This window comes from Absiella sp. AM29-15, from assembly GCF_003434225.1.
Taxonomy (GTDB): Bacteria; Bacillota_I; Bacilli_A; order Erysipelotrichales; family Erysipelotrichaceae; genus Hoskinsella; species Hoskinsella hominis.
Map to the genome: position 1 here is coordinate 11,678 of NZ_QVFL01000004.1, position 23,721 is coordinate 35,398.

Annotated in this window: 22 protein-coding genes and 1 other annotated feature; of the genes, 21 read left to right on the forward strand and 1 reads right to left on the reverse strand. The window is 36.8% G+C overall.

Translation table 11 applies throughout. The features are described from left to right. Positions 1-47: 47 nt before the first annotated feature. From DW761_RS05200 to DW761_RS05280, 17 genes are all read left to right on the forward strand, one after another. Complete coding sequence (locus tag DW761_RS05200) at positions 48-1,835, forward strand: ComEC/Rec2 family competence protein (RefSeq protein ID WP_233513029.1); 1,788 nt, start codon at positions 48-50, stop codon at positions 1,833-1,835. Positions 1,836-1,880: 45 nt separating this feature from the next. After that, positions 1,881-2,840 carry a DNA polymerase III subunit delta gene (gene holA, locus DW761_RS05205; protein ID WP_117454619.1) on the forward strand — a complete coding sequence of 320 codons (960 nt, stop codon included), beginning with the start codon at positions 1,881-1,883 and terminating at the stop codon, positions 2,838-2,840. A 2-nt stretch (positions 2,841-2,842) separates the two neighbouring features. Next, positions 2,843-4,045: an L-serine ammonia-lyase, iron-sulfur-dependent, subunit alpha gene (locus tag DW761_RS05210; protein ID WP_117454618.1), complete on the forward strand. Its 1,203-nt coding sequence runs from the start codon at positions 2,843-2,845 to the stop codon at positions 4,043-4,045. A gap of 16 nt (positions 4,046-4,061) precedes the next feature. Then, a complete protein-coding gene (locus tag DW761_RS05215; RefSeq protein WP_117516623.1) occupies positions 4,062-4,565 on the forward strand; it encodes a flavodoxin family protein in 504 nt (167 codons plus the stop codon). Between the two features lie 165 nt (positions 4,566-4,730). After that, on the forward strand, positions 4,731-7,673 hold the full coding sequence (locus tag DW761_RS05220; protein WP_117516624.1) for a chromosome segregation protein SMC: 2,943 nt from the start codon (positions 4,731-4,733) through the stop codon (positions 7,671-7,673). Continuing rightward, on the forward strand, positions 7,673-8,650 hold the full coding sequence (ftsY, locus tag DW761_RS05225) for a signal recognition particle-docking protein FtsY (protein ID WP_117516625.1): 978 nt from the start codon (positions 7,673-7,675) through the stop codon (positions 8,648-8,650). The genes DW761_RS05220 and ftsY overlap by 1 nt, the downstream gene beginning before the upstream one ends. Then, positions 8,643-8,957 carry a YlxM family DNA-binding protein gene (ylxM, locus tag DW761_RS05230; protein ID WP_117454614.1) on the forward strand — a complete coding sequence of 105 codons (315 nt, stop codon included), beginning with the start codon at positions 8,643-8,645 and terminating at the stop codon, positions 8,955-8,957. The genes ftsY and ylxM overlap by 8 nt, the downstream gene beginning before the upstream one ends. Positions 8,958-8,971: 14 nt before the next feature. Next, entirely contained in the window at positions 8,972-10,168 is a 1,197-nt protein-coding gene (locus DW761_RS05235) for an acetate/propionate family kinase (protein WP_117516626.1), read from the forward strand. After that, complete coding sequence (locus DW761_RS05240; protein ID WP_117516627.1) at positions 10,168-11,115, forward strand: DHH family phosphoesterase; 948 nt, start codon at positions 10,168-10,170, stop codon at positions 11,113-11,115. Before DW761_RS05235 ends, DW761_RS05240 begins: the two co-directional genes overlap by 1 nt. A gap of 49 nt (positions 11,116-11,164) precedes the next feature. Beyond that, a complete protein-coding gene (locus tag DW761_RS05245; protein WP_117454611.1) occupies positions 11,165-11,815 on the forward strand; it encodes an HAD family hydrolase in 651 nt (216 codons plus the stop codon). Between the two features lie 50 nt (positions 11,816-11,865). Further along, positions 11,866-14,937, forward strand: a complete 3,072-nt coding sequence (dnaE, locus tag DW761_RS05250) for a DNA polymerase III subunit alpha (RefSeq protein WP_117516628.1) — start codon at positions 11,866-11,868, stop codon at positions 14,935-14,937. Positions 14,938-14,943: 6 nt separating this feature from the next. After that, entirely contained in the window at positions 14,944-15,423 is a 480-nt protein-coding gene (locus DW761_RS05255) for a GNAT family N-acetyltransferase (RefSeq protein WP_117516629.1), read from the forward strand. A 108-nt stretch (positions 15,424-15,531) separates the two neighbouring features. Beyond that, positions 15,532-15,606 (forward strand) — a sequence feature (ribosomal protein L21 leader region). Positions 15,607-15,619: 13 nt separating this feature from the next. Continuing rightward, positions 15,620-15,931 carry a 50S ribosomal protein L21 gene (rplU, locus tag DW761_RS05260; protein ID WP_117454608.1) on the forward strand — a complete coding sequence of 104 codons (312 nt, stop codon included), beginning with the start codon at positions 15,620-15,622 and terminating at the stop codon, positions 15,929-15,931. A 3-nt stretch (positions 15,932-15,934) separates the two neighbouring features. After that, entirely contained in the window at positions 15,935-16,249 is a 315-nt protein-coding gene (locus DW761_RS05265; RefSeq protein WP_117516630.1) for a ribosomal-processing cysteine protease Prp, read from the forward strand. Between the two features lie 2 nt (positions 16,250-16,251). After that, the gene (rpmA, locus tag DW761_RS05270) at positions 16,252-16,536 is read left to right on the forward strand and encodes a 50S ribosomal protein L27 (protein ID WP_117454606.1); all 285 of its coding nucleotides are present in this window, start codon (positions 16,252-16,254) and stop codon (positions 16,534-16,536) included. Between the two features lie 60 nt (positions 16,537-16,596). After that, positions 16,597-17,886: a GTPase ObgE gene (gene obgE, locus DW761_RS05275; RefSeq protein ID WP_117454605.1), complete on the forward strand. Its 1,290-nt coding sequence runs from the start codon at positions 16,597-16,599 to the stop codon at positions 17,884-17,886. 98 nt (positions 17,887-17,984) lie between these two features. Then, positions 17,985-19,751: a DUF885 domain-containing protein gene (locus DW761_RS05280; protein WP_117516631.1), complete on the forward strand. Its 1,767-nt coding sequence runs from the start codon at positions 17,985-17,987 to the stop codon at positions 19,749-19,751. Positions 19,752-19,790: 39 nt separating this feature from the next. On the opposite strand, the gene DW761_RS05285 is transcribed toward DW761_RS05280, so the two are convergent. Beyond that, a complete protein-coding gene (locus tag DW761_RS05285; RefSeq protein ID WP_117454603.1) occupies positions 19,791-20,210 on the reverse strand; it encodes a hypothetical protein in 420 nt (139 codons plus the stop codon). 65 nt (positions 20,211-20,275) lie between these two features. Here DW761_RS05285 and DW761_RS05290 point away from each other — a divergent pair, with 65 nt between their 5' ends. The 4 genes from DW761_RS05290 (at position 20,276) to xth (ending at position 23,692) form a co-directional block, all read left to right on the forward strand. Beyond that, entirely contained in the window at positions 20,276-21,331 is a 1,056-nt protein-coding gene (locus tag DW761_RS05290; protein ID WP_117516632.1) for a serine/threonine protein kinase, read from the forward strand. Between the two features lie 97 nt (positions 21,332-21,428). Continuing rightward, positions 21,429-22,136: a protein kinase domain-containing protein gene (locus DW761_RS05295; RefSeq protein WP_117516634.1), complete on the forward strand. Its 708-nt coding sequence runs from the start codon at positions 21,429-21,431 to the stop codon at positions 22,134-22,136. A gap of 91 nt (positions 22,137-22,227) precedes the next feature. Further along, entirely contained in the window at positions 22,228-22,824 is a 597-nt protein-coding gene (locus tag DW761_RS05300; RefSeq protein ID WP_117516636.1) for a DUF4352 domain-containing protein, read from the forward strand. A gap of 115 nt (positions 22,825-22,939) precedes the next feature. Next, positions 22,940-23,692, forward strand: a complete 753-nt coding sequence (gene xth / locus DW761_RS05305) for an exodeoxyribonuclease III (protein ID WP_117454599.1) — start codon at positions 22,940-22,942, stop codon at positions 23,690-23,692. The last annotated feature ends 29 nt before the right edge of the window (positions 23,693-23,721 follow it).

A 23,721-nucleotide genomic window follows, 5' to 3' on the forward strand; every position in this document is an offset into this window, starting at 1 on the left:
TCCTTTTGATAGGCGCGATATTTCGTATCCAACCACATACCCAGCAAATGCCAACAAGTAAGATCATCACGATTCAGGAAATCAAAAGCTCTTATATGATTGGAGAATGTGATCATCAAAAAGTTCTTTTATACAATGTAAAAGACGTATCTTTTCAGGATGTAATAAAAGTACAAGGCAATTTTGAATTGATCGATGGCGTACATAATCCTCCAGAATTTTATTTTCCTGCGTGGTGTAAAAACAGAAATATTCAATATGCGGTTGATGTGAAGAATTACGAAGTCATAAAAGAGGGAACAGGTTTATCACATGATCTTTATCGCTATATCCAGTCAAAAGATGAAACAACACGTTCTTTATTAAATTCTATGCTCTTTGGTATCCGGCAAGAGGAGGAAAGTTATCTTATCACATCAAGTGGAATGCATATCACAACCCTTTGGCAGATGATACGCTCTTTCTTGTCATTATTCTTTGAAAAACAGACGTTGGAATTACTTTGTTTCTTTGGTATGGGCATACATGCTTACGCAACTGTTTTATCCCCTACAATGCTTCGTGTCCTCAGTTTTCAATTGATTCGTTTCTTATTTCCTCATATGGATATGAAGGATCGGCTAGGCTGTAGTATGTTTTTAATTCTTATGATTGCCCCATACATGGCACTTGAATTATCATTTCTCATACCTGTGGCGTTTTATCTGGTATCTGTTTTTCAGCTACAAAAACGAAAGAAAAAGGTCATATCATTGCTTGTGTTGATCCCGATTCAATTTTTTTGTATGCAAAAGATCGATATTGTATCTATCCTGTTGTTTTCGATTTTTCGTTATCTGTCCGCATGCTTGTATTTGCTGGCTGTCCTGATGATTGCTTTACCGATTCCTTCCGTTTTATTGTCTATGGGAGTCAGAAGTCTGGAATATCTTTCATCTTTTCATTTCACTTTCTGGTATGTGCCAGCCCTTTGGTGGCTTGTGGCATGGGGTTATGCACTTGTAAGATACATCAGTGAAGATAAAAAGTATCCATTTGTGAAATTTGCTTTATTATTGCTATTTTCACAGTTTGGCTGTTATCTGAATCCTTTTGGGGAGATTTATATGATCGATGTGGGACAGGGGGATTGTACAGTGATCACACTGCCATTTCATCAGGGGGTAATTATGATTGACGCAATGGGCAGTCTATATAAAGATATACCTAAAGACATCATTTTACCTGTCCTGCAAAAACGTGGTATACATAAGATTGATGCACTCATCGTTACACATGAGGATTATGATCATAGTGGGGGAGTAAAAGAGCTGAAAAAACTGATTCCCATACATAAAATCATTACAGAAAAACAAAAAGATATTGAAGTTTCAGGTGTCCCATTTCATTTTCTGATTCAGGACTATATTGGGAAAGATGCCAACGAAAACAGTATCATTACATATTTTGAAATGTATGATGTTGGATATTTGTTTATGGGAGATGCTGGATATGGCGCAGAAGCTGCCATTTTAAAGGAGTATGCTGATTTAAAAGTTGATGTATTAAAATTAGGACATCATGGTTCTAATACCGCTTCATCACCCTCTTTTATCCATCATTATCGCCCAAAACTCGCATTGATATCCGCTGGCAGAAACAATCGTTATGGCCATCCGCATAAAGAAGTATTGGATCTTTTGAAAAAGGAACATGTCTATCCTTTGATCACAAAAAAGCAAGGTGGTATATCGATTCGTTTCCAGGGAGTTCTTACATATTTTGAAACAGCGGATCGTGAGTTTGGCTGTATCCACCATATCTTTGAAAACACACAAAATGAACAAAAGAAATGATGGAGTATTTGGGTTCATGATGTTATAATAAATTAGGTGATAAGAATGAATTATGTGTTATATGGTGAAGAACAATATGAATTAGAAAGCGCATTATCGCGTATCTTAAAACAGCATCACATTGAGAAGGATGATCTGAATATGATCACGTATGATGCTTTGCAAAGTGATATGCAGACCATTATGGAAGATGCGACAACGATTCCTTTCTTTGCTGAACAAAAAGTCATTCTTGTCCGAAATGCCAATTTTTTATCTACTGTGAATGATACGGACATGGATATCTCTTTGCTGGATAAATATCTGGATGCCCCGATGGAATCTACGATATTGATATTTACTGGCAGTTTTGAGAAAATGGATGCCAGAAAGAAGATCGTAAAAAAGATGCAAAAGACCTGTAAAGTATTACAGTTTCACCGACTGGATGCTTTAGGTAAACAAAACTATATACGGGAAGAAATCAAACGTCGAAATCTTTCTGTGGAACCAAATGCGTTTTTAGAACTGGATCAACGGCTTCCTTTGGATATTCGTAGTATCAAAGCAGAAATGGAAAAACTGGAGTTATTTGGTGGTGTAATCGATGTCAGCGTTGTGGAACAGCTGGTTAATCGTCCATTAGAGGATGATGTGTTTCAGCTGGTGAATGCAGTCGTTGATCGTGATTTAAAAAAAGCGTTCAGCTTATGGTATGACCTTTGTGTATTAAATAAAGACGCCATTTATCTGACTGCTTTACTCGCAGGACAGTTTCGCTTTCTGTATCAGGTAAAAGTGCTCATGGATCAGGGAGCTGGAAAAGATATGATTGTTTCCAAGCTTGGCGCACATCCTTACCGTGTGCAGATAACCATGCAGAATGCAAGAAAACTATCCACACCTTATTTGCTTCATATCCTTTCTAAATTAGCTGTTCTTGATCAGAAAATGAAGGGTGGACAGCTGGATAAAAAACTGGGATTTGAGATGTTTTTATTAGAATTGCAAGGAGATCGTATATAGATATGAAATCATTAAAAGAGCTGTACAGGATAGGACCAGGTCCTTCATCTTCACATACATTAGGGCCACAAAGGGCCAGTAAACTGTTTAAAGAAGCATTTCCACAAGCAGATCATTTTGAAGTAGAGCTTTATGGATCTTTGTCATTGACGGGAAAAGGACACTTGACGGATTACATTATCATTGAAACCATGAAGCCCAAAAATTGTTCTGTATTCTTCAAAACCGGACATGATTTAAAACATCCCAACACAATGAAGTTGATTGCACTTGATGCACAGGATCAAAATCTTGGAGAATGGATCGTTTATTCCATTGGCGGTGGTGCCATTCGCATTGAAGGACAGGAAAAAACAGAAGGTAAAGATGTATATCCACATCATACATTAAAAGATATTCTGGATTATTGTGACCAATATCATATGGAGTTGTGGGAATATGTAAATAAATATGATCCATTAGATGATTACATGGATGAAATTATGACAACGATGTTAGAAACTGTGGATCGTGGATTATCCAAGGTTGGAGAATTGCCAGGTAGTCTGCATTTGACACGTGTTGCAGGGGATTTAAAAGCAAAGGCAGACAGCTGTAAGAGTGCCATTGAAAAAGAAAAGCTGTTGTTAAGTGCATATGCCTATGCCGCAAGTGAGGAAAATGCAAGCGGAAATGTTACCGTTACAGCACCAACCCTTGGAAGCAGTGGCATCATGCCATCCCTTGTCTATTATTATCATCGTAATCTGGGTTACTCTAAAGAAGCAATGCGCAATGGGTTAAAGATTGCTGGATTATTTGGCAATTTGATCAAAGAGAATGCGACGATATCAGGTGCACAGGGAGGCTGCCAGGCAGAGATTGGCGCTGCGGTCAGTATGGGTGCTGCCATGGTGGCATATTTTCATGGATTAAACAGTGCACAGATTGAATATGCTGCGGAAATCGGTATTGAGCATCATTTAGGATTAACATGTGATCCAGTTGGCGGATATGTGATGATCCCATGTATCGAACGAAATGCTGTCGGTGTTTTACGTTCTGTGGATGCAGCAATCCTTGCGAAAGGATTAAATGGTCTAAGAGATCATAAAGTCAGCTTTGACATGGTGGTCAACACCATGAACTATACAGGTAAAAAACTTGCTATTGAATTAAAAGAAACAAGTCTTGGCGGGTTGGCTACAATTGTACCAGTGAAATAGAAAGGAAGCGTTACGTATGAAAACTCTGGTAATTTATTCTTCACTTACAGGTAATACCAAAAAACTTGCGCAGGCGATTGCGAACGAAATGGAAGATACAGAAATAATTTCTGTGGATGAATTCCGTGTATCCATGATGGATAACTTCGATTTCTTTATGATCGGATACTGGGTTGATAAAGGTGTTTGCGATGATAAGAGTAAAGAAGTATTAAAACACATGATGGATAAGAAAGTTGCATTGTTTGGCACATTGGGTGCAAAAGAAAACACAAAATATTATGATATGGTAAAAGCGAAGGTTGAAGAACAGGCACAGGGTGTTCATGTAATCGGACATTTCTTATGCCAGGGCAGCGTTGGCGAAAAAACAATGGAACGATATCGTGAAATGTTAAAGAAGACACCGGATGATATTCATTTAAAAGCACAGTTAGAAGCTTATGAAGAAGGAATTCATCATCCAAACGAACAAGATATCGCTAATGCTATACGTTTCGCTAAATCTTTATTAGGATAGTGATGAAAAGAAGCCATGAATATGCGGCTTCTTTTGTTTTATGGCAGTTTTCTTGCGATAGTTTTATGGCAGTTTTCTTGCGATAGACTTCTTTCATACAAAAAACTATGATATAATAAAACGGAATGTAAAACTAGGTCAATTGATCATGAAAGGAAGATCCGAATGTTTTTAAAACGGATAGAATTACAAGGATTTAAGTCCTTTGCGGATAAATCCGTTATCAATTTTGACAGTGATGTGATTGGTATCGTAGGCCCTAATGGCTGCGGAAAAAGCAATATCAATGATGCCATTCGCTGGGTGCTAGGGGAGCAAAGTGTAAAATCACTTCGTGGAAGCAGTATGAGCGATGTAATCTTTAGTGGCTCCACCCAGCGTAAAGCGGTCAATATGGCAGAAGTCACACTTGTCTTTGATAACTCAAAACATATATTGAATGTCGATTTTGAAGAAGTAGAAGTTACTAGAAAGCTGCATCGTCAAAGTGGAGAAGGGGAATATTTTATCAATAAGGCACCTTGTCGTTTGAAAGATATCGTCAATCTGGTTATGGATACCGGACTTGGACGTGATTCATTATCGATCATATCACAGGGAAATATTTCAGCTTTTGCGGATGCAAAACCAGAAGAACGCCGTGCGCTGTTTGAAGAAGCGGCAGGTGTTGCAAAATATAAAAAACGAAAGAATGAATCTTTATCAAAACTGAATCGTACACAGGAAAATCTGATGCGTTTAGAGGATATTATTGTGGAATTAGAACGCCAGGTAAATCCTTTAAAACGTCAGGCTAAAAAAGCCGAACAATATATGGAAAAGAAAAAAGAACTGGAAGTTATTGAAGTCAGTGTTCTGGTAGATGAGATTGAAAAGCTGAGTGAAGATATCGATGAGCTGAAGAAAAAGGCATTTGATATGGATACACAAAAAGCAATGCATGAAACTACGATTCAGGTAGAAGACAATAAAATTAATGAACTACGTAATGAGATGTATCAGCTGGATCGTGAAGTCAATAAGCTACAAGAACGCTTCACAAAAGCAAATGAAGAGGTACGGCTGTTAGAAACACGAAAAATTGAGATGGATGAAAAGCGTAAATATGCTTTAGAATCCGCAAGCAATGCAGAAAAAGCCAGAGAATTAAAAGCCATGGTGGAAGAAGCAAGCTTTGAATATGAAGACCGTCGGAAACGTTTACAGGATCTGGAAACGGATTTTGCGTTAAAGAAAGAAGAACTTTCAAAAGTAGAAAGTGATATCAGCTTCAGCTTAAGTGAAAACCAACAGGCTTCTGCGATTTTAAATCGTTTGGAAAATCGTAAAGATGTATTAGAAAATCTGGCACGTCAGCCATTTAATCACCAACAGGCGGTACGTTCTATTTTGGAAGCCAGAAATACATTACAGGGAATTGAAGGTGTGGTATCCCAGATATTTAAACCACAGACCAATTATGAAACCGCAATATCAAATGCTTTGGCAGGCGCAATGTATCATATTGTCACAAAGGATGAGGCAAGTGCTCGCCATGCGATATCCTTTTTGAAAAAGAATCAAAGTGGACGTGCTACTTTTCTGCCATTATCAGTCATGCGCCCTCGTCGTATGATGAAAGAACATTATATGTTAGCCCAGAATCTGAAAGGCTTTTTGGGTGTCGCAAGTGAATTTGTGGAGAATGAAGAACGTTTTAATGATTTGCGTGATTCTTTGTTTGGCAATGTGATTATCGTCGATAACCTTGTCAATGCCAATGAAATCGCAAAGATGCTGAAATATGGATATAAAATCGTTACCCTGGAAGGGGATATCGTCAATCGAGGCGGTAGTATGACAGGTGGTAAACAGAAAAACAATGCAACACCACTGACGATCCAGAAAGAATTAAACAGTGTGATGCAAAGTCTGGAAGGACAGCGTCTAAAAACAGATCAGTTAAAAGTACAATTATCAGCGTTACAATCCAAAAAGGATCAAATCAATGCACAAAGTGTCCAGATACAGATATCTTTGGCAAAACTTGATCCAATTGTAAAAGCCAAATGGTCAAAACTGGAGCATTTAAAAGAAGAATATGAAAGTGTTGCGCCAGATGAAGATAAAGGTGTTGATTCTGAATTGATGGAAGATGATTTGATTGTTCGTTTAAGCAAAGCACACAGTATGATCGATGAAGTTAGTTCTTCAATCAAAAGCAAGCGGGAACGCCGTATGAAAGTCGGCAATGAGGTTGAACGCAAGGAACAACAGGTAAGAGCACTGCGCAGGGAATTAAATGTCATTCAAAATGATATGCGTGATATCGAAGTATCCCAGGCAAAAGCAGAAACACGTTTAGAAACCAGTATGGAGCGCTTAAGCGCAACATATGAGATGACTTTTGAATATGCGCAATCTCAAAAGATGGATACCGATATGCAAGAAGCACGTATTCGTGTAAAAGAGTTGCGTCAGGAAATCGCATCCCTTGGAAATGTCAATCTAGATGCGCCACAGCAATATAAAGAAATCAATGAACGTTATGAATTCCTGACAAAACAAAAAGCCGATTTGATAGCGGCAAAAGATAAAATCATGGTTGCCATTGATGAGATGGATGAAATTATGATTCATCAATTTAAAGAGATGTTTGATAAGATCAATAACGAATTAAATGATGTATTTCGTGCATTGTTTGGCGGGGGAAGTGCAAGATTGTTTTTGGTAGATCCAAGTGATATCTTAAATACCGGAATTGATATTGAAGTACGTCCGCCAGGAAAGACAGTGCAGAATATCCGTTTATTCTCCGGTGGTGAAAAATCATTAATTGCGATATGTGTATTGTTCTCTATTTTAAAAGCCAGAACGATGCCGCTTTGTATCTTTGATGAGGTCGAGGCAGCTCTTGATCAGGCAAATGTAGAACGATTCGCAAAATATATTACCCAGTTTCGCGGGGAAAGCCAGTTTATCGTTGTGACCCATCGTCCGGGAACCATGGCACAATGTGATGCTTTATATGGGGTAACCATGCAGCAAAACGGTGTTTCCCAGCTGTTAAAGGTAAAATTACAGGATGCCATCAATATGGTGGACAAGAAAGAAGAGGTGGAAGCATAATGGGTATATTCTCAAAATTGAAAAAAACATTTTCCGGTAAACAGGAAAAAGACCAGGACCGTTATTTAAGTGGACTGGATAAAACCAAAAAATCCTTTTCTGAAAGGATACGCCGGCTGGCATTAGGCTTCAGCGGTGTAGATGAAGAATTTCTTGAAGAATTGATGATCGTGCTTTTGGAAGCGGATATCGGAATCAAGACCGCTCAAAAAATCGTGGATGAAGTAGAAAATCGTGCCATGGATCAAAAATTGAAAGGCTTCCATGAAATCAGCGAATGTCTGATTGAAGTCATGCATGATATGTATTGTGAAAAAGAAGATGAACCATTTCATGAAAATAGTGATGGTCCTACCGTGATTTTAATGGTTGGTGTCAATGGCAGTGGAAAGACGACGACGACCGCAAAACTAACCAAACAGTTTCAGGAAGAAGGCAAAAGCGTTGTGCTGGCTGCTGCGGATACTTTCCGTGCCGGTGCCATCGATCAATTAGCCAAATGGGCAGATAAATTAAATGTTCCATGTATCAAAGGCAGAGAAGGTGGCGATCCTAGTGCAACCTTAGTAGATGCCTGTCGCTATGCCAAGGAACACCAGATGGATGTATTGATTGGCGATACAGCTGGTCGTTTACAGAACAAAGCCAATTTGATGAAGGAACTGGAAAAAATGCGTCGTGTTTGTGAACGTGAAATTCCAGGGGCACCACATGAAGTGTGGCTAGTATTAGATGCGACAACAGGTCAAAATGGAATCTCACAGGCACAGATATTCTTAGAAACAACCAATGTGACCGGCATCATTTTAACAAAGATGGATGGCACTGCCAAAGGCGGTATCGTTATTGCGATACGTGATTTATTAGGCTTGCCTGTTAAATACATCGGCTTGGGTGAAAAAGAAGATGACTTACGCCCATTTGATATTGATTCCTATCTGTATGGCATCTGTGAGGATTTGTTAGAGGATGATTGAGCAGACGGAAGAAATGAATGCTTTACTGGATGCTTATGAAAATCTACTAACGGATAAACAAAAAGAGATTATGTCGCTGTATTTCAAAGAGGATTTTTCACTTTCTGAAATCAGTGAAACACTACATATATCCAGAGCAGCAGTAAGCGATCATGTGAAGCGAAGCGAAAAAATCCTATTGGATTACGAAAAAAAACTGCATCTTGTGAAGAATTATGAAACAAGACGTCAAATTTATGATAAAATAAAAACGGTCGGAAACGATAACGTTCTATCATTGATAGAAGAATTGGAAAGAATCGAATAAATCAGGAGGAAATTATGGCAAAAATTATTTCAGTGAACGCAGGAAGTTCATCATTAAAATTTCAGTTATTTGAAATGCCAAGCGAAGAAGTCTTGACAAGTGGAATCGTAGAAAAAATCGGTTTCGAGGACGCAATGTTTACCATCAAGGTAAATGGTGAAAAGATCAAGAAAACATTACCAATCCCAGATCACACAAAAGCAGTTGCGTTATTACTGGAAGCACTTGTAGAATACAAAATCGTAGAAAGCTTAGATGAAATCGTTGGTGCTGGTCATCGTGCAGTACACGGTGGTGAAATCTTCAAAGAATCAGTACCTGTTACAGATGAAGTAGTAGAACAGTTTGCTTCATTAAATGACTTAGCGCCTTTACACAATCCAGCAGGACTTATTGGATATAACGCATTTAAGGAAAATCTGCCAAATTGCAAACATGTATTTGTATTTGACACAGCTTTCCATCAGACAATGCCAAAAGAAAGCTATATCTATCCATTACCAATGGAATATTACGAAAACTATAAAGTACGTCGTTATGGCTTCCACGGTACTAGTCACAAATATGTATCCTTGCGTTGTGCTGAATTGATGAATAAAAACATTGAAGATACAAAAATCATTACCTGTCACTTAGGAAATGGCGCAAGCATCACAGCGGTAGATGGTGGTAAATCTGTGAATACTTCTATGGGATTCACACCACTTGCAGGCGTTATGATGGGTACAAGATGTGGAGATATCGACCCAGCAATCGTTACGTATTTGATGAAGAAAACAGGTATGACACCAGATGAAATGGATGATGTCATGAATAAGAAATCAGGTATGTTAGGTGTAAGCGGCATTAGCTCAGATGCACGTGATATCGAAGATGCTTGTAAAGCAGGAAATCCTGCCGCAATCTTAACAACAGAAGTTTATGTAAACCGTGTAATCAATGTAGTTGGTGGATATTATGCACAATTAGGTGGTGCAGATGCAATCGTATTCACAGGTGGTATTGGTGAAAATGATACAAATATGCGTAAACTGATCTGTGCTCGTTTAGAAAAAGCATTTGGTGTAAAATTAAATCAGGAATTAAACGCAACATCCAGAGGCAAAGAAGTTCTGCTTTCAACAGAAGACAGTAACATTCAGGTATGGTTGATCCCTACGAATGAAGAACTGATGATTGCTCGTGATACTTACCGTTTAATGAATGCATAATGAATCGAATATTAGAACTAATCAAAGACTATGATATCATTACCATATACCGTCATGTTTCACCTGATGCAGATGCACTTGGTTCACAATATGGACTAAAACAATGGATCAATGATACATACCCTGAAAAAAAGGTATATGCTTTAGGAAATGATGATGGCAGTAAAGTTTCAAATTTTCCTGAGAGTGATATTGTAGATGATGAAATTGTGAAGCAATCATTAGCAATCATATTAGATACTGCCAATGGCAGTAGAATTGATGATGGAAGATGGAAGACTGCTGCATATCGCTTAAAAGTCGATCACCATATTTTCGTAGAAAAATTTGCGGATGAAGAATATATTGAAGATATGGCAGGGGCTACCTGTGAAATCTTGGCAACCATGTTTTTGAAAGAAGGCATGACGTTATCAAAAACTGCTGCACAATATTTATATAGTGGTTTGATTGCGGATACATTACGTTATTCTATTCCTTCCACTACACCTCAAACCCTTTCCACAGGCGCATATCTGTTATCCTGTGGGGTGGATGTACAGCGTTCTAATGAAGAAAACTTCTCTACATCGTTACAACAGTTTCATTATGAAAATTTCTTGCGTTCCAACTGCCAGGTGGCAGGTGGCCAGTTAGCATATATCATCGTTCACAAAGAAGACTATGAACGCTTTGGCTTATCCTTTAATGAAGCAAAAGAAAAAGTGTTTGTATTCGGTGGAGTTTATGATTTTAAAGCATGGGCACTATTCGTGGAAAAAGAAATTGATGAACAGGGAATCAAACGATACAACGGAAGTCTTCGTTCAAGAAACATAACCATCAACGATATCGCAATGAAGCATCATGGCGGTGGACACCGATTCGCATGTGGTGTAAAAAATCTTGATGATGAAGAAATTCAAACGATCATTCAAGAAATTCTTGATCGTATCAATGAAGCATAAAAGGGCAGATTTTTGCCCTTTTCTTATATCAGAAGAAAGGAAAAAACTTATGAAATCAGTATATTTATTTGATCTGGACGGTACCCTGACAGATCCAAAACAGGGAATCACAAAATCAGTTGCGTATGCCTTATCCAAATTTGATATTCATGTATCTCATCTGGATGATCTGTGTATCTTTATCGGACCGCCTTTATTAGACAGCTTTATGGAATATTACCATATGAGTAAAGAAGATGCAGAGAAAGCAATCACATATTATCGTGAATACTTTTCAGTTACCGGTTTGTTTGAAAATGAGGTATATGAAGGCATCACAAAACTTCTACAAACATTAAAGAATCAGGGAAAGAAATGCTATGTCGCAACCAGTAAACCAGAAGTATTTGCCAAACAGATTATGGAACACTTTCAATTAGGAGAATATTTTGAAGATATTTGTGGCGCAAGTATGGATAGTACACGCAGTAAAAAAGGTGATGTCATTGCCTATGCCTTAAAAAAACATGGCATTCAAAAAGAAGATGCTATCATGGTTGGTGATCGTAAACATGATATCCTTGGCGCAAAAGAAAATGGATTACCTTGTATTGCGGTTTTATATGGCTATGGTAACAAAACAGAATTTGAAGAAGCCGGCGCAGATGTGATCATAGAAGATATCCCTGCTTTTTTAGAATATATCAAAAAAGAAGCGTAAAGTATACATAATCTTGCGAATTATGTTACAATAAGAGTGAGGTGAAGACATTGAGCGTACATTTACATGTCAGAAGCTGTTATACATTATTAAACAGTACACTGACCATTGATAAAATTATAAAAAATACAAAAAAACATGGCTATGATGCAGTGGCGCTTTGTGATAAAGGCGTTATGCATGGCGCAATGTCATTTTATCATGCCTGCCAAAAAGAGGGCATAAAACCAATCTTTGGGCTGGAAGTAGATGCCTTATACGATGACGATGTCTTCAATTTTGTCCTGCTTGCGAAAAATGATGAAGGATATGTGTCCTTATTAAAATTATCTACATATTTGAATACAGAAGAACATGAAATAATTGATATTGAACACTTAAGCACTTATACAAAGGATTGCGTTGTATTAACTGGTGGGGACAGTGATGCAATGGAAACCATGCTGTTACAGGAGAAAAGAGATCGTTTAAAAGAATATCTACATGCCTGTACACAATATTTTGTGAGCTTTTATGTATCCATTGCCCGAAATGATTCTGGTCTTTTAAAAAAGAAAAATCAGATTTTAAAAGAAATCTGTCGTGAAGTCGGGATTCCTTTTGCGGCATTATCACGCGTGTATTATGAAGATATGCAGGATGAAGAATGCTATCGTACCTTATGTGCCATTGATCAAGGAAAATCCTTAGATGATAAAACATTAAACAGCAGTTCTGGACGATATTTTCGCTCACCTGATGAAATGAAAGCCTTATATGATGATGAAGAATTGATTGCGACAGAAGAAATCGCAATGATGTGCAATGTGCAAATGAATCTGAAAAAAGCTGTTCTGCCAGAGTTCTCCAATCGTTATGGCATCAGCAGTGAAGAATTTTTACGTCAGTTATGTCATAAGGGATTAGCGAAGCGTATGAATTTTCAATCCATTCCCAAAATATATATCGAGCGTTTAAATTATGAATTAGATGTCATCATCTCTATGCATTATGCAGATTACTTTTTGATTGTATGGGATTTTATCCGTTTTGCGAAAACCCAGGATATCTATATCGGTCCTGGCCGAGGCAGTGCAGCCGGATCTCTTGTGGCCTATTGTTTGGGCATTACCCATGCCGATCCTATCAAATATCATCTCTTGTTTGAACGGTTTCTGAATCCTGAGCGTGTATCCATGCCTGATATTGATACCGATTTTCCAGATAACCGGCGTGATGAAGTCATTGATTATGTAACACAGTTATATGGCGCACATCGTGTAGCACATATTATCACATTCAATACACTTGCCGCAAAGCAGGTGTTGCGTGATGTAGGCAGAGCGATGGATTTTCCATTACGTGAAATTGATATCTTATGCAAGCTGGTACCAAACCGTTTAAAAATCACATTAAAAGGTGCATATGAAGAAAGTGCAAAATTCAAAGAACGCATCAATTCATCAGAAAAATATAAACGATTATTCCGCATAGCTTTGCGCCTGGAAGGATTGCCAAGACATGCATCTTTACATGCTGCTGGTATCATTTTATCAAATGAAAATATTGACAATGTCTGCCCACTGATTGATGTGGATGAAGGCGTACGGGCCAGTCAGTTTACCATGGAATATCTCGAGGAACTGGGCCTGATCAAAATGGACTTTTTAGGATTGCGCAATCTGACGATTATTGATGAAATCGTTCATCATATCAATGAAACAGCAGCGCAAAAACTAGAAATCATGAAGATACCGTTAGATGATGCATTGACATATCAATTGATTCGTGATGTGGATACCATCGGGGTATTTCAGCTGGAAAGTGATGGAATGAAAAATTTGATTCGTAAGATGAAACCTCGTAACTTTGAAGATATTGTCGCAACGATAGCTTTATATCGACCAGGTCCAATGGAAAATATCCCAGAATATCTAGACCGCAGAGAACATCCAGAAAAAATCGATTATATCCATCCAGATCTTAAACCCATTCTTGAAAATACCTATGGCATTATGATCTATCAGGAACAAATCATGCAGGTAGCCACAAAGATGGCAGGTTTTTCACTCGGGAAAGCTGATAACTTAAGAAAAGCAATCAGTAAGAAAAAAGGTGATGAATTAATCAAATTACAAGCAGATTTTATCAAGGGTGCTGTTTCAAAAGGCTACACCTTGCAGCTGGCACAGCATGTATATGATTTGATTATGAAATTCGCCAATTATGGATTTAACCGTTCTCACAGTGTGGCATATGGAATGATTGCTTATCAGCTGGCGTATTTAAAAGCCAACTATCCTTTATATTTCTTTAACAGCTTATTAAACAGTGTGATTGGGGCTGATAGTAAAACCAACGCTTATGTATTTGAGGCAAAGAAAAGAAATATTAAAATTCTGTTGCCAAATGTCAATACAAGTGAGTTGACGTATCATATTGAACAGGATGCTTTGCGCTATCCACTTATTGGAATCAAGGGAATTGGCAGAACAGTAGCACAGCCAATTATCGAGGAACGAAAAAAACATGGTCCTTATTTAGATTTCTTTGACTTTGTGGCACGCATGATGAAATATCGTATCAATAAAAAAACGATGGAAGCATTGATTCATGCAGGCGCACTGGATGATTTTAAAATCAACCGTGTTTCCATGGTCGCAAGTCTGGATGACGCAATTCGTTATGGGGACTTGGTAAAAATCGAAGATGAAGATCAAATATTATTGGATTTTGATCTTGTTAGTAAACCAGCCATGACATATCTAAAAGAAAATACATCTGTTCGTGCAGAAAAAGAAAAAGAATACCTTGGCTTTTATCTGACAACACATCCAATTGAAGAATTAAGAAACAAAATCGATCCACAGCTTCGCCCTATCGTATTCTTTAAAGAAAGGCGAGGGTATGTGAAGTTTATCTGTCAGATAGAAAAATGCAAGCCATTTCGTACGAAAAACGGGCATATGATGATGTTTGTGGCAGTAAATGACGAAACAGGAAAATTCGATCTGGTATGCATGCCGAATATATACGAGGTACATGAAAAAAATCTGGTAAAAGGAAACTATCTTTATGTAGAAGGTGTGATTGATAAAGAAAATTCCTGTCTTGTAAAAAAACTGACGAAAATTGAAAGGTAAGATAGAATGATTAGAGAAGTAACACCACAGGATTTATCCGCTGCAGCTTCCCTTGAAGCACTATGCTTTCCCAAAGAGGAAGCTGCTGATGAAAGTTCGCTTAAACAAAGGATACAGACATTTCCAAACAGCTTTCTATTGTTAGAAGTTGAAGAAAATATCATCGGCATGATCAATGGCTGTATCACAAATCAAAAAACCATTACAGATGATTTATATGCTGATGCGCAAAAACATGATCCCCATGGAGATTATCAAAGCGTATTTGGATTAGATGTACATCCTGATTATCAACACCAGGGTTATGCCAAACTGCTCATGCATGCGTTCATAAAAAAGGCAAAAGCAGAGGGAAGAAAAGGCTTGATTTTAACATGTAAAAAACATCTGATTGGTTTTTATGAAAGCTTTGGATATCGCAATATGGGAATCAGTGATTCTACACATGGGAATGCTGTTTGGTATGATATGATCCTGGAGTTTTAAAAATTATAAAAAAGTGCGTATAATGGGGAATTTCACATGAAAAAATGCAAAAATTACCTTGCGTTATGTGAACAAATATGGTAATATACTACGTGTTGTATGTCCTAATTGGATTTACAACCGCTCATCATAAGGTATTAAGTATGATATTCATCACCTTATTTGGCGAGTCTTAAAACAAGAAGGAGGTGCGATTATGTACGCAATTATCGAAACAGGTGGAAAGCAGATCAAAGTTGAAGAAGGATCTGTAATCTTTGTTGAAAAACTGGATGTTCAGGAAGGAGATTCAGTAGTATTTGACAAAGTAGTAGCTTATTCAAATAGAACAACTCGTGTTGGTACTCCATACGTAAAAGGTGTGAAGGTTAATGCTAAGGTTGAAAAACAGGGTAAAGCTAAGAAAATTATCGTTTACAAATACAAAGCTAAAAAAGGTAGCTCTCACCGTAAACAGGGACACCGTCAGCCATACACAAAATTAACTATCGAATCAATCGAGGCTTAATTTATGGTAAAGGTCAATGTAAAGCATAAAGAAAACAAAGTGATATCACTTACGATGAAGGGACATGCGGATTTTGCCGAAGAAGGACAAGATCTGGTATGTGCTGGAGCAAGTAGTGTTGTTGTTGGAATGATGAATGCTTTAGGTGAAATGGCCCCCGAAACATGTGACTTTCTAATGAAGAAAGGACACGTGGAAATTTTGGTTAAAAAAGTCTGTGATCATAATCAGATACTATTGGAGGCTCTGATATATCAATTAAAGACTTTACAAGAAACATATAGTCAATATATCACAATAATCGAACAGGAGGTGTGATTATGAAATTCGTATTAGATATTCAGTTGTTTGCATCTAAAAAGGGAGTAGGTTCTACTAAGAATGGTCGTGATTCAGAATCTAAACGTCTTGGTGCGAAACTTGCTGATGGACAGCACTGTACTGCAGGTTCAATCATTTACCGTCAGCGTGGAACAAAAATTCACCCAGGTACAAATGTAGGCAAAGGTGGAGATGACACATTATTCGCTAAAGTGGATGGTGTTGTTAAATTTGAGCGTTTAGGTAAAGACAAAAAACAAGTGTCTGTATATCCAGCAGCTTAATGTAAGAAATCCCCGATTGGGGATTTTATTTTTGGACAGAATAGTAAGGAGGTGTCGTGTATGTTTGTAGACAGAGTCAAGGTGCATGTAAAAGCAGGAAAAGGCGGAGATGGCATTGTGGCATTCCGTAGAGAGAAATATGTAGCATATGGCGGACCAAGCGGTGGTGATGGCGGAGCCGGTGGTGATATCGTTTTTATGGTAGATGAAGGAAAAACGACATTATTGGATCTTCGTTATAATAAAAAAATGGCTGCGGAAAATGGCGGTAATGGAAAAACCAAAAAGATGCATGGTGCTGATGGATCAGACTGTGTCATCAAAGTACCACTTGGAACACTTGTAAAAGACGCAAAAACCGGAAGAATCATTGCGGATCTGACTAGAAAAGGTCAAAAGGAAATTGTTGCAAAAGGCGGTAAAGGCGGACGTGGAAATTTCCATTTTAAATCCAGTAAAAATACTGCACCACAATACAGTGAACTTGGGGAACCAGGACAGGAGCTTGATGTTCAGGTGGAACTGAAGGTATTAGCGGATGTAGGGCTGGTAGGATTTCCATCCGTTGGAAAATCAACACTATTAAGTGTAGTATCAAAAGCAAAACCGGAAATCGCAGATTATCACTTTACAACGATTGCGCCAAATCTTGGAATGGTACAGGTACCAGATGGCAGAAGCTTTGTTATGGCTGATCTACCTGGATTAATTGAAGGTGCAAGCGAAGGGAAAGGTTTAGGTCATCAATTCTTACGTCATATCGAACGATGCCGTGTTATCATTCATGTGGTAGATATGGGCGCAAACGATGGAAGAGATCCTGTAGAGGATTATCGTATCATCAATGAAGAACTTTCTAATTACGAATATCGTTTAATGGAACGTCCACAAATCGTTATCGCAAATAAAATGGATTTAGAAAATGCTGAAGAAAATCTGAAACGATTCAAAGAAGCATATCCAGATGTTGAAGTTTTTGAAACAACAACAATTATTGCAGAAGGACTGGAGCCTGTATTATATCGTGCAGCTGATCTGCTAGAAACTACACCACAGTTCCCATTATTCAATGATGAAGATGTGGACGCAGAAGCAGAAGGTGTATTATATAAATTTGAACCAGAACAGCCTGCCTTTGAAATACATAACTTAGGAAATGGTCAATGGGAGTTGACTGGGGATGAATTAGAAAAAGCCTTTAAGATGAGTAAACTGGATAATGATGAAGATATCATGCGTTTTGCACGTAAAATGCGTAAAATGGGCATTGATGAAGCTTTACGTAATGCCGGTTGTCAAGATGGCGATAGTGTTGCTATCTGTGATATAGAATTTGAATTTGTTGAATAATTCATAAAAGCTAAAAGTATCCTATATAAGGGTACTTTTTTTGTAGTTGTATATCATTAGAAAATAAAGTATAATAAAAGAAAATAAGGAGGAAATTTATGAGTAAGTTTAAAAAAATATCTTCACTCGTATTGGCGGCATTGATTGTTTTTTCTACAGCTGGTTGTTCTACAAATCATGAAGAAGAACAAAAAGAATTTGATGCTTTTATCGAAAAAGAATTTGTAGAAGCAATGGAATCAGATTATACAACCATGCACGTATACTTGGAACAGCCTGAAAAATATGGTGTGGATGAAACTAAGGTAGAAGTAAATCTTGGAACACGTGTAGATGAAGAAAGTCAAAAAGAAGCTTTAGAAAATGCAAAGAAAAGCTGGGATGCATTTGAGAAATTCAAACGCAGTCATTTAACTGATGAACAACAAAAGATTTATGATACTTATGCGTATCAGGAAGAAATTGATAAAGCATTAAATGATGAAAAATTTGATTATTATCAGCAATTATTTGGCAGTATGACAGGCATCCATTATCAGTTGCCAACATTATTCTCTGATTGGACATTGCGTGATGAACAGGATGTAAAGGATTTGATCTTACTTGTGAAAGATGTAAAGCCTTATATGGACAGTATCATTCAATACACAAGAACTCAGGCTGAAAAAGGTCTGTTAATGACAGATACAGAAGATGTAAAAGAGTATTGTGACAATATCATAAAAGCAGGAGAAAACAGCAGTATCCTTACTTCTATGAACACATCGATTGATGCATTAAAACTTGATGATCAAAAAGCAAGCCAATACAAGAAGGAATTAAAAGATGCGTTTACTTCTTCTTTCCTTCCAGCATATACAGAAATCAGTGAATTGATGAAAGATGTGAAAAAAACAAATAATAATGAAGGTTATGCAAAATTTGAAAATGGTAAAGAATATTATGCCTTGCTGCTAAAAGCTAGCATCGGTTCTGATAAATCGGTAGAAGATGTAAAGAAGATGATGTCAAGTGATTTTGATGAACAACTTGATAATATGCGAAAATTAATGATGAAAAATTCAAAAGTTTTAGAAGCAGTTATGGGGGATTTACCTACCACTTCATTTAAAAGCTATAAGGAAATTTTAGATTATATCCGTCCTAAACTGGCAGATGATTTCCCTGAAGTAAAAGATTTAGATTATGAAATTGAACCAATCAATGAAGAAATCGCCTCTTCAAGTGGAGTAGCAGCCTATTTCAATATACCTCCATTAGATGGCACAACACCAAAACAGCTGCGTGTAAACCCTAAAACAGGGGATGTAAATACGATTAACAATTATTATACAGTTGCACATGAAGGCTTCCCTGGACACATGTTCCAATATGCTTATATGTATGAATCAAGCTTGCCAAACTGGTGTAAAACGATGGCTTCTTCTAGTGCTTATACCGAAGGATGGGCAGTTTATTCACAATATTATGCATTCAAATATCTGAAGGATATTGATCAGGATGTGTTGGAAATGATCAAATTAAATGAATTAGCCAGCTATTCTGCAGTCATTGTTGCGGATATCGGTATTCATTATGAAGGTTGGGATTTCAAGCAGTTCTCAGATTATTTTAACAGTATGGGCTTAACGGCTGATGAAGATGGTATGAAGAAGCAGTATGCTCAGCTACAGGCAAATCCAGCTGCATTTGAGCCTTATTATGTAGGATATAAAGAATTTTCAACAATCAAAGAAAAGACACAGGAAAAACTTGGTGACAAGTTTAAAGATAAAGATTTCCATGAAGCATTATTGAAGAGTGGAAGTGCACCATTTAGTGTTGTACAAAGCAATGTAGATGAATATATTAAAAATGCAAAATAACAGAAAAAACAGCGAACGATTCATTCATTCGCTGTTTTTCTAATTGAAATCACCAAGTAATTCGTGATGAAATTCATCCAACAATTCATTTGTCTGCATCAGATCATAACCCTTGGATATCGCAAAAATGATAATCGCATCACGCTGTTGTTTTGCGTATAAATGATTGTGATGCGCAATTGTCAAGAAACGATTGGTTTCATCTAAATCTAATTTCATCGCAAAAGCTAACTGAATAACTTTATCACGTCCTGCCTGTTTACTGCCTTGAAATATCTGATAAGCATAAGTCCTTGGAATCTGACTGTCACGTATGATATCAGATTTTTCTAAATTCTTATCAATCATCAACTGATTAATATAATCCACAAAGGATATTTCCTGTATATTGGATAAGACACGGTCCTTTTCCAGAACGCTTGCTTTTTTTAGTATTTCCTCTAAATCTCTAGTTTCCATTCATAATCACCTGTATTATATGATATAATCAAATTTGAAATAAAGCAAGAAAAAGAGGAAAACACATGCGAGAATCTCTGTATGAAATCATTACCTTATTGAATGAAACAAACGAAAAAAAGATATATTTAGTTCGTGACCAGCTGTCACATGTTTTATATGTGAAAAAAATCTGTCCACCAATTGAGGATATCACCATTTATGAACAAATGAAGCAACATCCTCATCCTAATATGGCAAATGTGATAGATTATGAACAACGAAAAGATGCATTCATCTTAATTGAAGAATTCATCAATGGCACAACTTTGGAGTATGCATTAAGTGCAAGAAATTTATCATCACTAGAAATTCAACAGATTTGTTCAGAGCTTTTTGATGTTCTGATTCATTTACATCATATGACACCACCTATTATTCATCGGGATATCAAGCCTGGAAATATCATGCTGGAAAAAGGTCATGTGAAATTGATTGATTTTGAAATTGCCCGTAAATATCAGGAAGGGAAACGCCGTGATACACAGATTATCGGCAGTGTTGGTTATGCAGCACCTGAACAATATGGCTTTCGACAATCTGATCAGCGAAGTGATATATATGCACTTGGTGTTTTGATGAAGGAGCTTATGGAGCAAGCACAACTTGAATCACGATATCACGCACTTATTAAACGTTGCCTGGAAATGGAGCCTAGTCAAAGATATCAAAGCGTGGAACAGTTAAAAAGAGATTTTGATAGGTGTTCTGGAAAAAAGTTTACAACACAGCCAGTTTCCGCCTTTAGTATACCAGGTTTTATAAAAGGGGAATCTTTCGTGAAAAAGACGGGAATCTTTATCGCCTATGGATTATGTATTATATTATCGATGCAAATGGAAAGTAAAAATCAGACCTCAGCCATAGAGTTATTTCTGTTGCGGGCAGCCTTTTGTATCGTATTGATCCTTGTGATGTGGGTCCCAATGAATGTAGGAAACATCTTAGAAGTTTTACCATTTTATAAATCAAAGTATAAAGTGATCAGGATGATGAATGGTATTCTGGTATGGATGTTAGCTTCTTTTGTCATCATTTTTATCTTAGCCATGTTATCCACAATACTGGATAACATAATCTAGCCTGTACGTTGATACAGGCTTTTTTTGTCTGCTTTGAGCATACCAAATTATGGAAATAATTGATTATACTTTCAAAGGTATGAAATGAGGTTGTGTGATGAGGCAGGAATTATATGATGAAGTTGCTTTGCTATTTCATAGTGAAGAAAAGGATATCTTTTTGGTACAGCATATGATTGAAAATCTGTTCTATGTAAAAAAGGTTATTCGTAATCATCAAGATCTTGAATTATATGAAGCTTTGAAACAACACCCACACAGAAATCTAGCAAACGTCATGGATTATACTTACAGCTATGATAAAACTATTGTAATCGAAGAATTCATCAATGGGTGTACCTTGGATTTTCAAATCAGTCAGCGAAAACTTTATCCCAAAGAATTGGAATCCATCATGCTTCAGCTATTCTCTGTGATTTCTCACATTCATAATCTATCTCCACCAATCATTCACCGTGACATCAAGCCAGAAAATATTTTGATTTATCAGGGACATATCACATTGATTGATTTTGAGATTTCCAAACTCTATTATGCAGATTGTCTGGATATATTAAAACGGGGAAGCATTGGCTATGCTGCACCAGAACAATATCAGGGAAAATCAAACCAACAAAGTGATATTTATGCTTTGGGAATATTGTTGAAGGAAATAATAGAAGTCAGTGAAGAGAGAAATCAGATAGAAAAAGTGTTATCTCCTGTTGTGAATATCAGTACACAGTTAGATATATCAAAGCGTTATTTTTGTGTGGAGGATATGAAAAAAGATTTCTTACAAAGCTTTCATCATAAAAAATGGTAAAGTATGCCAATGGCATACCAAAAAAAATCAACAACTTATTATACTAATCATGTAAAAAGTTTTTTCATCAAAGGAAAGCGAGGAGAATGAAATGAAAAAATTAAAGAAATGGCAAATAGCATTAATTGTTTTATTAGCAATCGGTGTAATTGGTGGTGCTGCTGGAGGAGGCGATTCTGAAAAAAAGGAAGAAGAAAAGCAACAAGAAACTTCAAAAAATGAGGATAAAAAAGATAACCAAGAAGAACAAAAAGAAGAAAAAAAAGAAGAACAGAAAGAAGAAAAAGTATATGGGATTGGCGATACTCAGAAGGTTGGAAAAGTAGAATATACAGTTGTATCAAAAGATGTTACAGATCATATTGGTGATGAATATTCTGGAGTAGCTGCACAAAATGAATTTATGATACTTACTGTAAAAATCACAAATCATGGAGATAAGTCATTGACAGTTGCAGATTCTTTCTTCAACTTAGTAGATGGTAGTAAAACATTTAAAACTGACTCAGGAGATGCAATTTATCTTGAAGATGACAGCATTATATTTAAGGAAATCAATCCAGATGCTTCTTTAACAGGAAAAGTGATATTTGATATCTCAGAAAACACAGTAAAATCATCTAATTTACAACTTCAAGTTCAAACAGGTGCATGGGGAACTGAGAAAGGATATTTTAAATTAAATTAGAAAAAGCTTAAGTCTGCTATTGAATGAAATAAATAGCGGATTTTTTCTATGTATAACACTGGCATTTCTAATCAAAATCCGTTATCATAATACCAGATGATGGAGGTAAGACTTTATGAAAATGGTATCATGGAATGTGAATGGAATTCGTGCCTGTATGGGTAAAGGGTTTATGGATTTCTTTCAGGAAATAGATGCAGATATCTTCTGCTTACAGGAAACAAAAATGCAGCCGGGTCAATTGGAAATTGAAACACCGGGATATTTTCAATATATGAACAGTGCTGAGAAAAAAGGATATAGCGGTACAATGGTTTTCACAAAAAAGGAACCAATCCATGTGACATATGGTTTAGGTATTGAAGAACATGATCATGAAGGTCGTGTGATTACATGTGAATATGAAGATTTTTATCTTGTGACGGTGTATACGCCAAATTCAAAAGATGGTTTATTACGTTTAGATTATCGTATGGTATGGGAAGATGATTTTAAGACATATCTGCATAAATTAAATGAATCCAAGCCAGTTATTGTATGTGGTGATATGAATGTTGCCAAGGAAGAAATTGATTTAAAAAACCCTAAGACAAATCGTAAAAATGCAGGGTTCTCTGATGAAGAACGTGAGAAGATGAGAATCTTGCAGAATAGTGGTTTTGTGGACAGCTATCGTTACTTATATCCAGATAAAGTAGAATATTCCTGGTGGAGTTATCGTTTTAAAGCAAGAGAAAAGAATGCTGGATGGAGAATTGATTATTTCCTTGTCAGTGAAGAAAGTAAAGATAAAATAAAAGAAGCAAAAATTCATACAGATGTATTTGGCAGTGATCATTGTCCGGTTTCTTTAGAAATTGATTTTTAAACAATAAAGCAGTAGAGTTTTTTTACAAT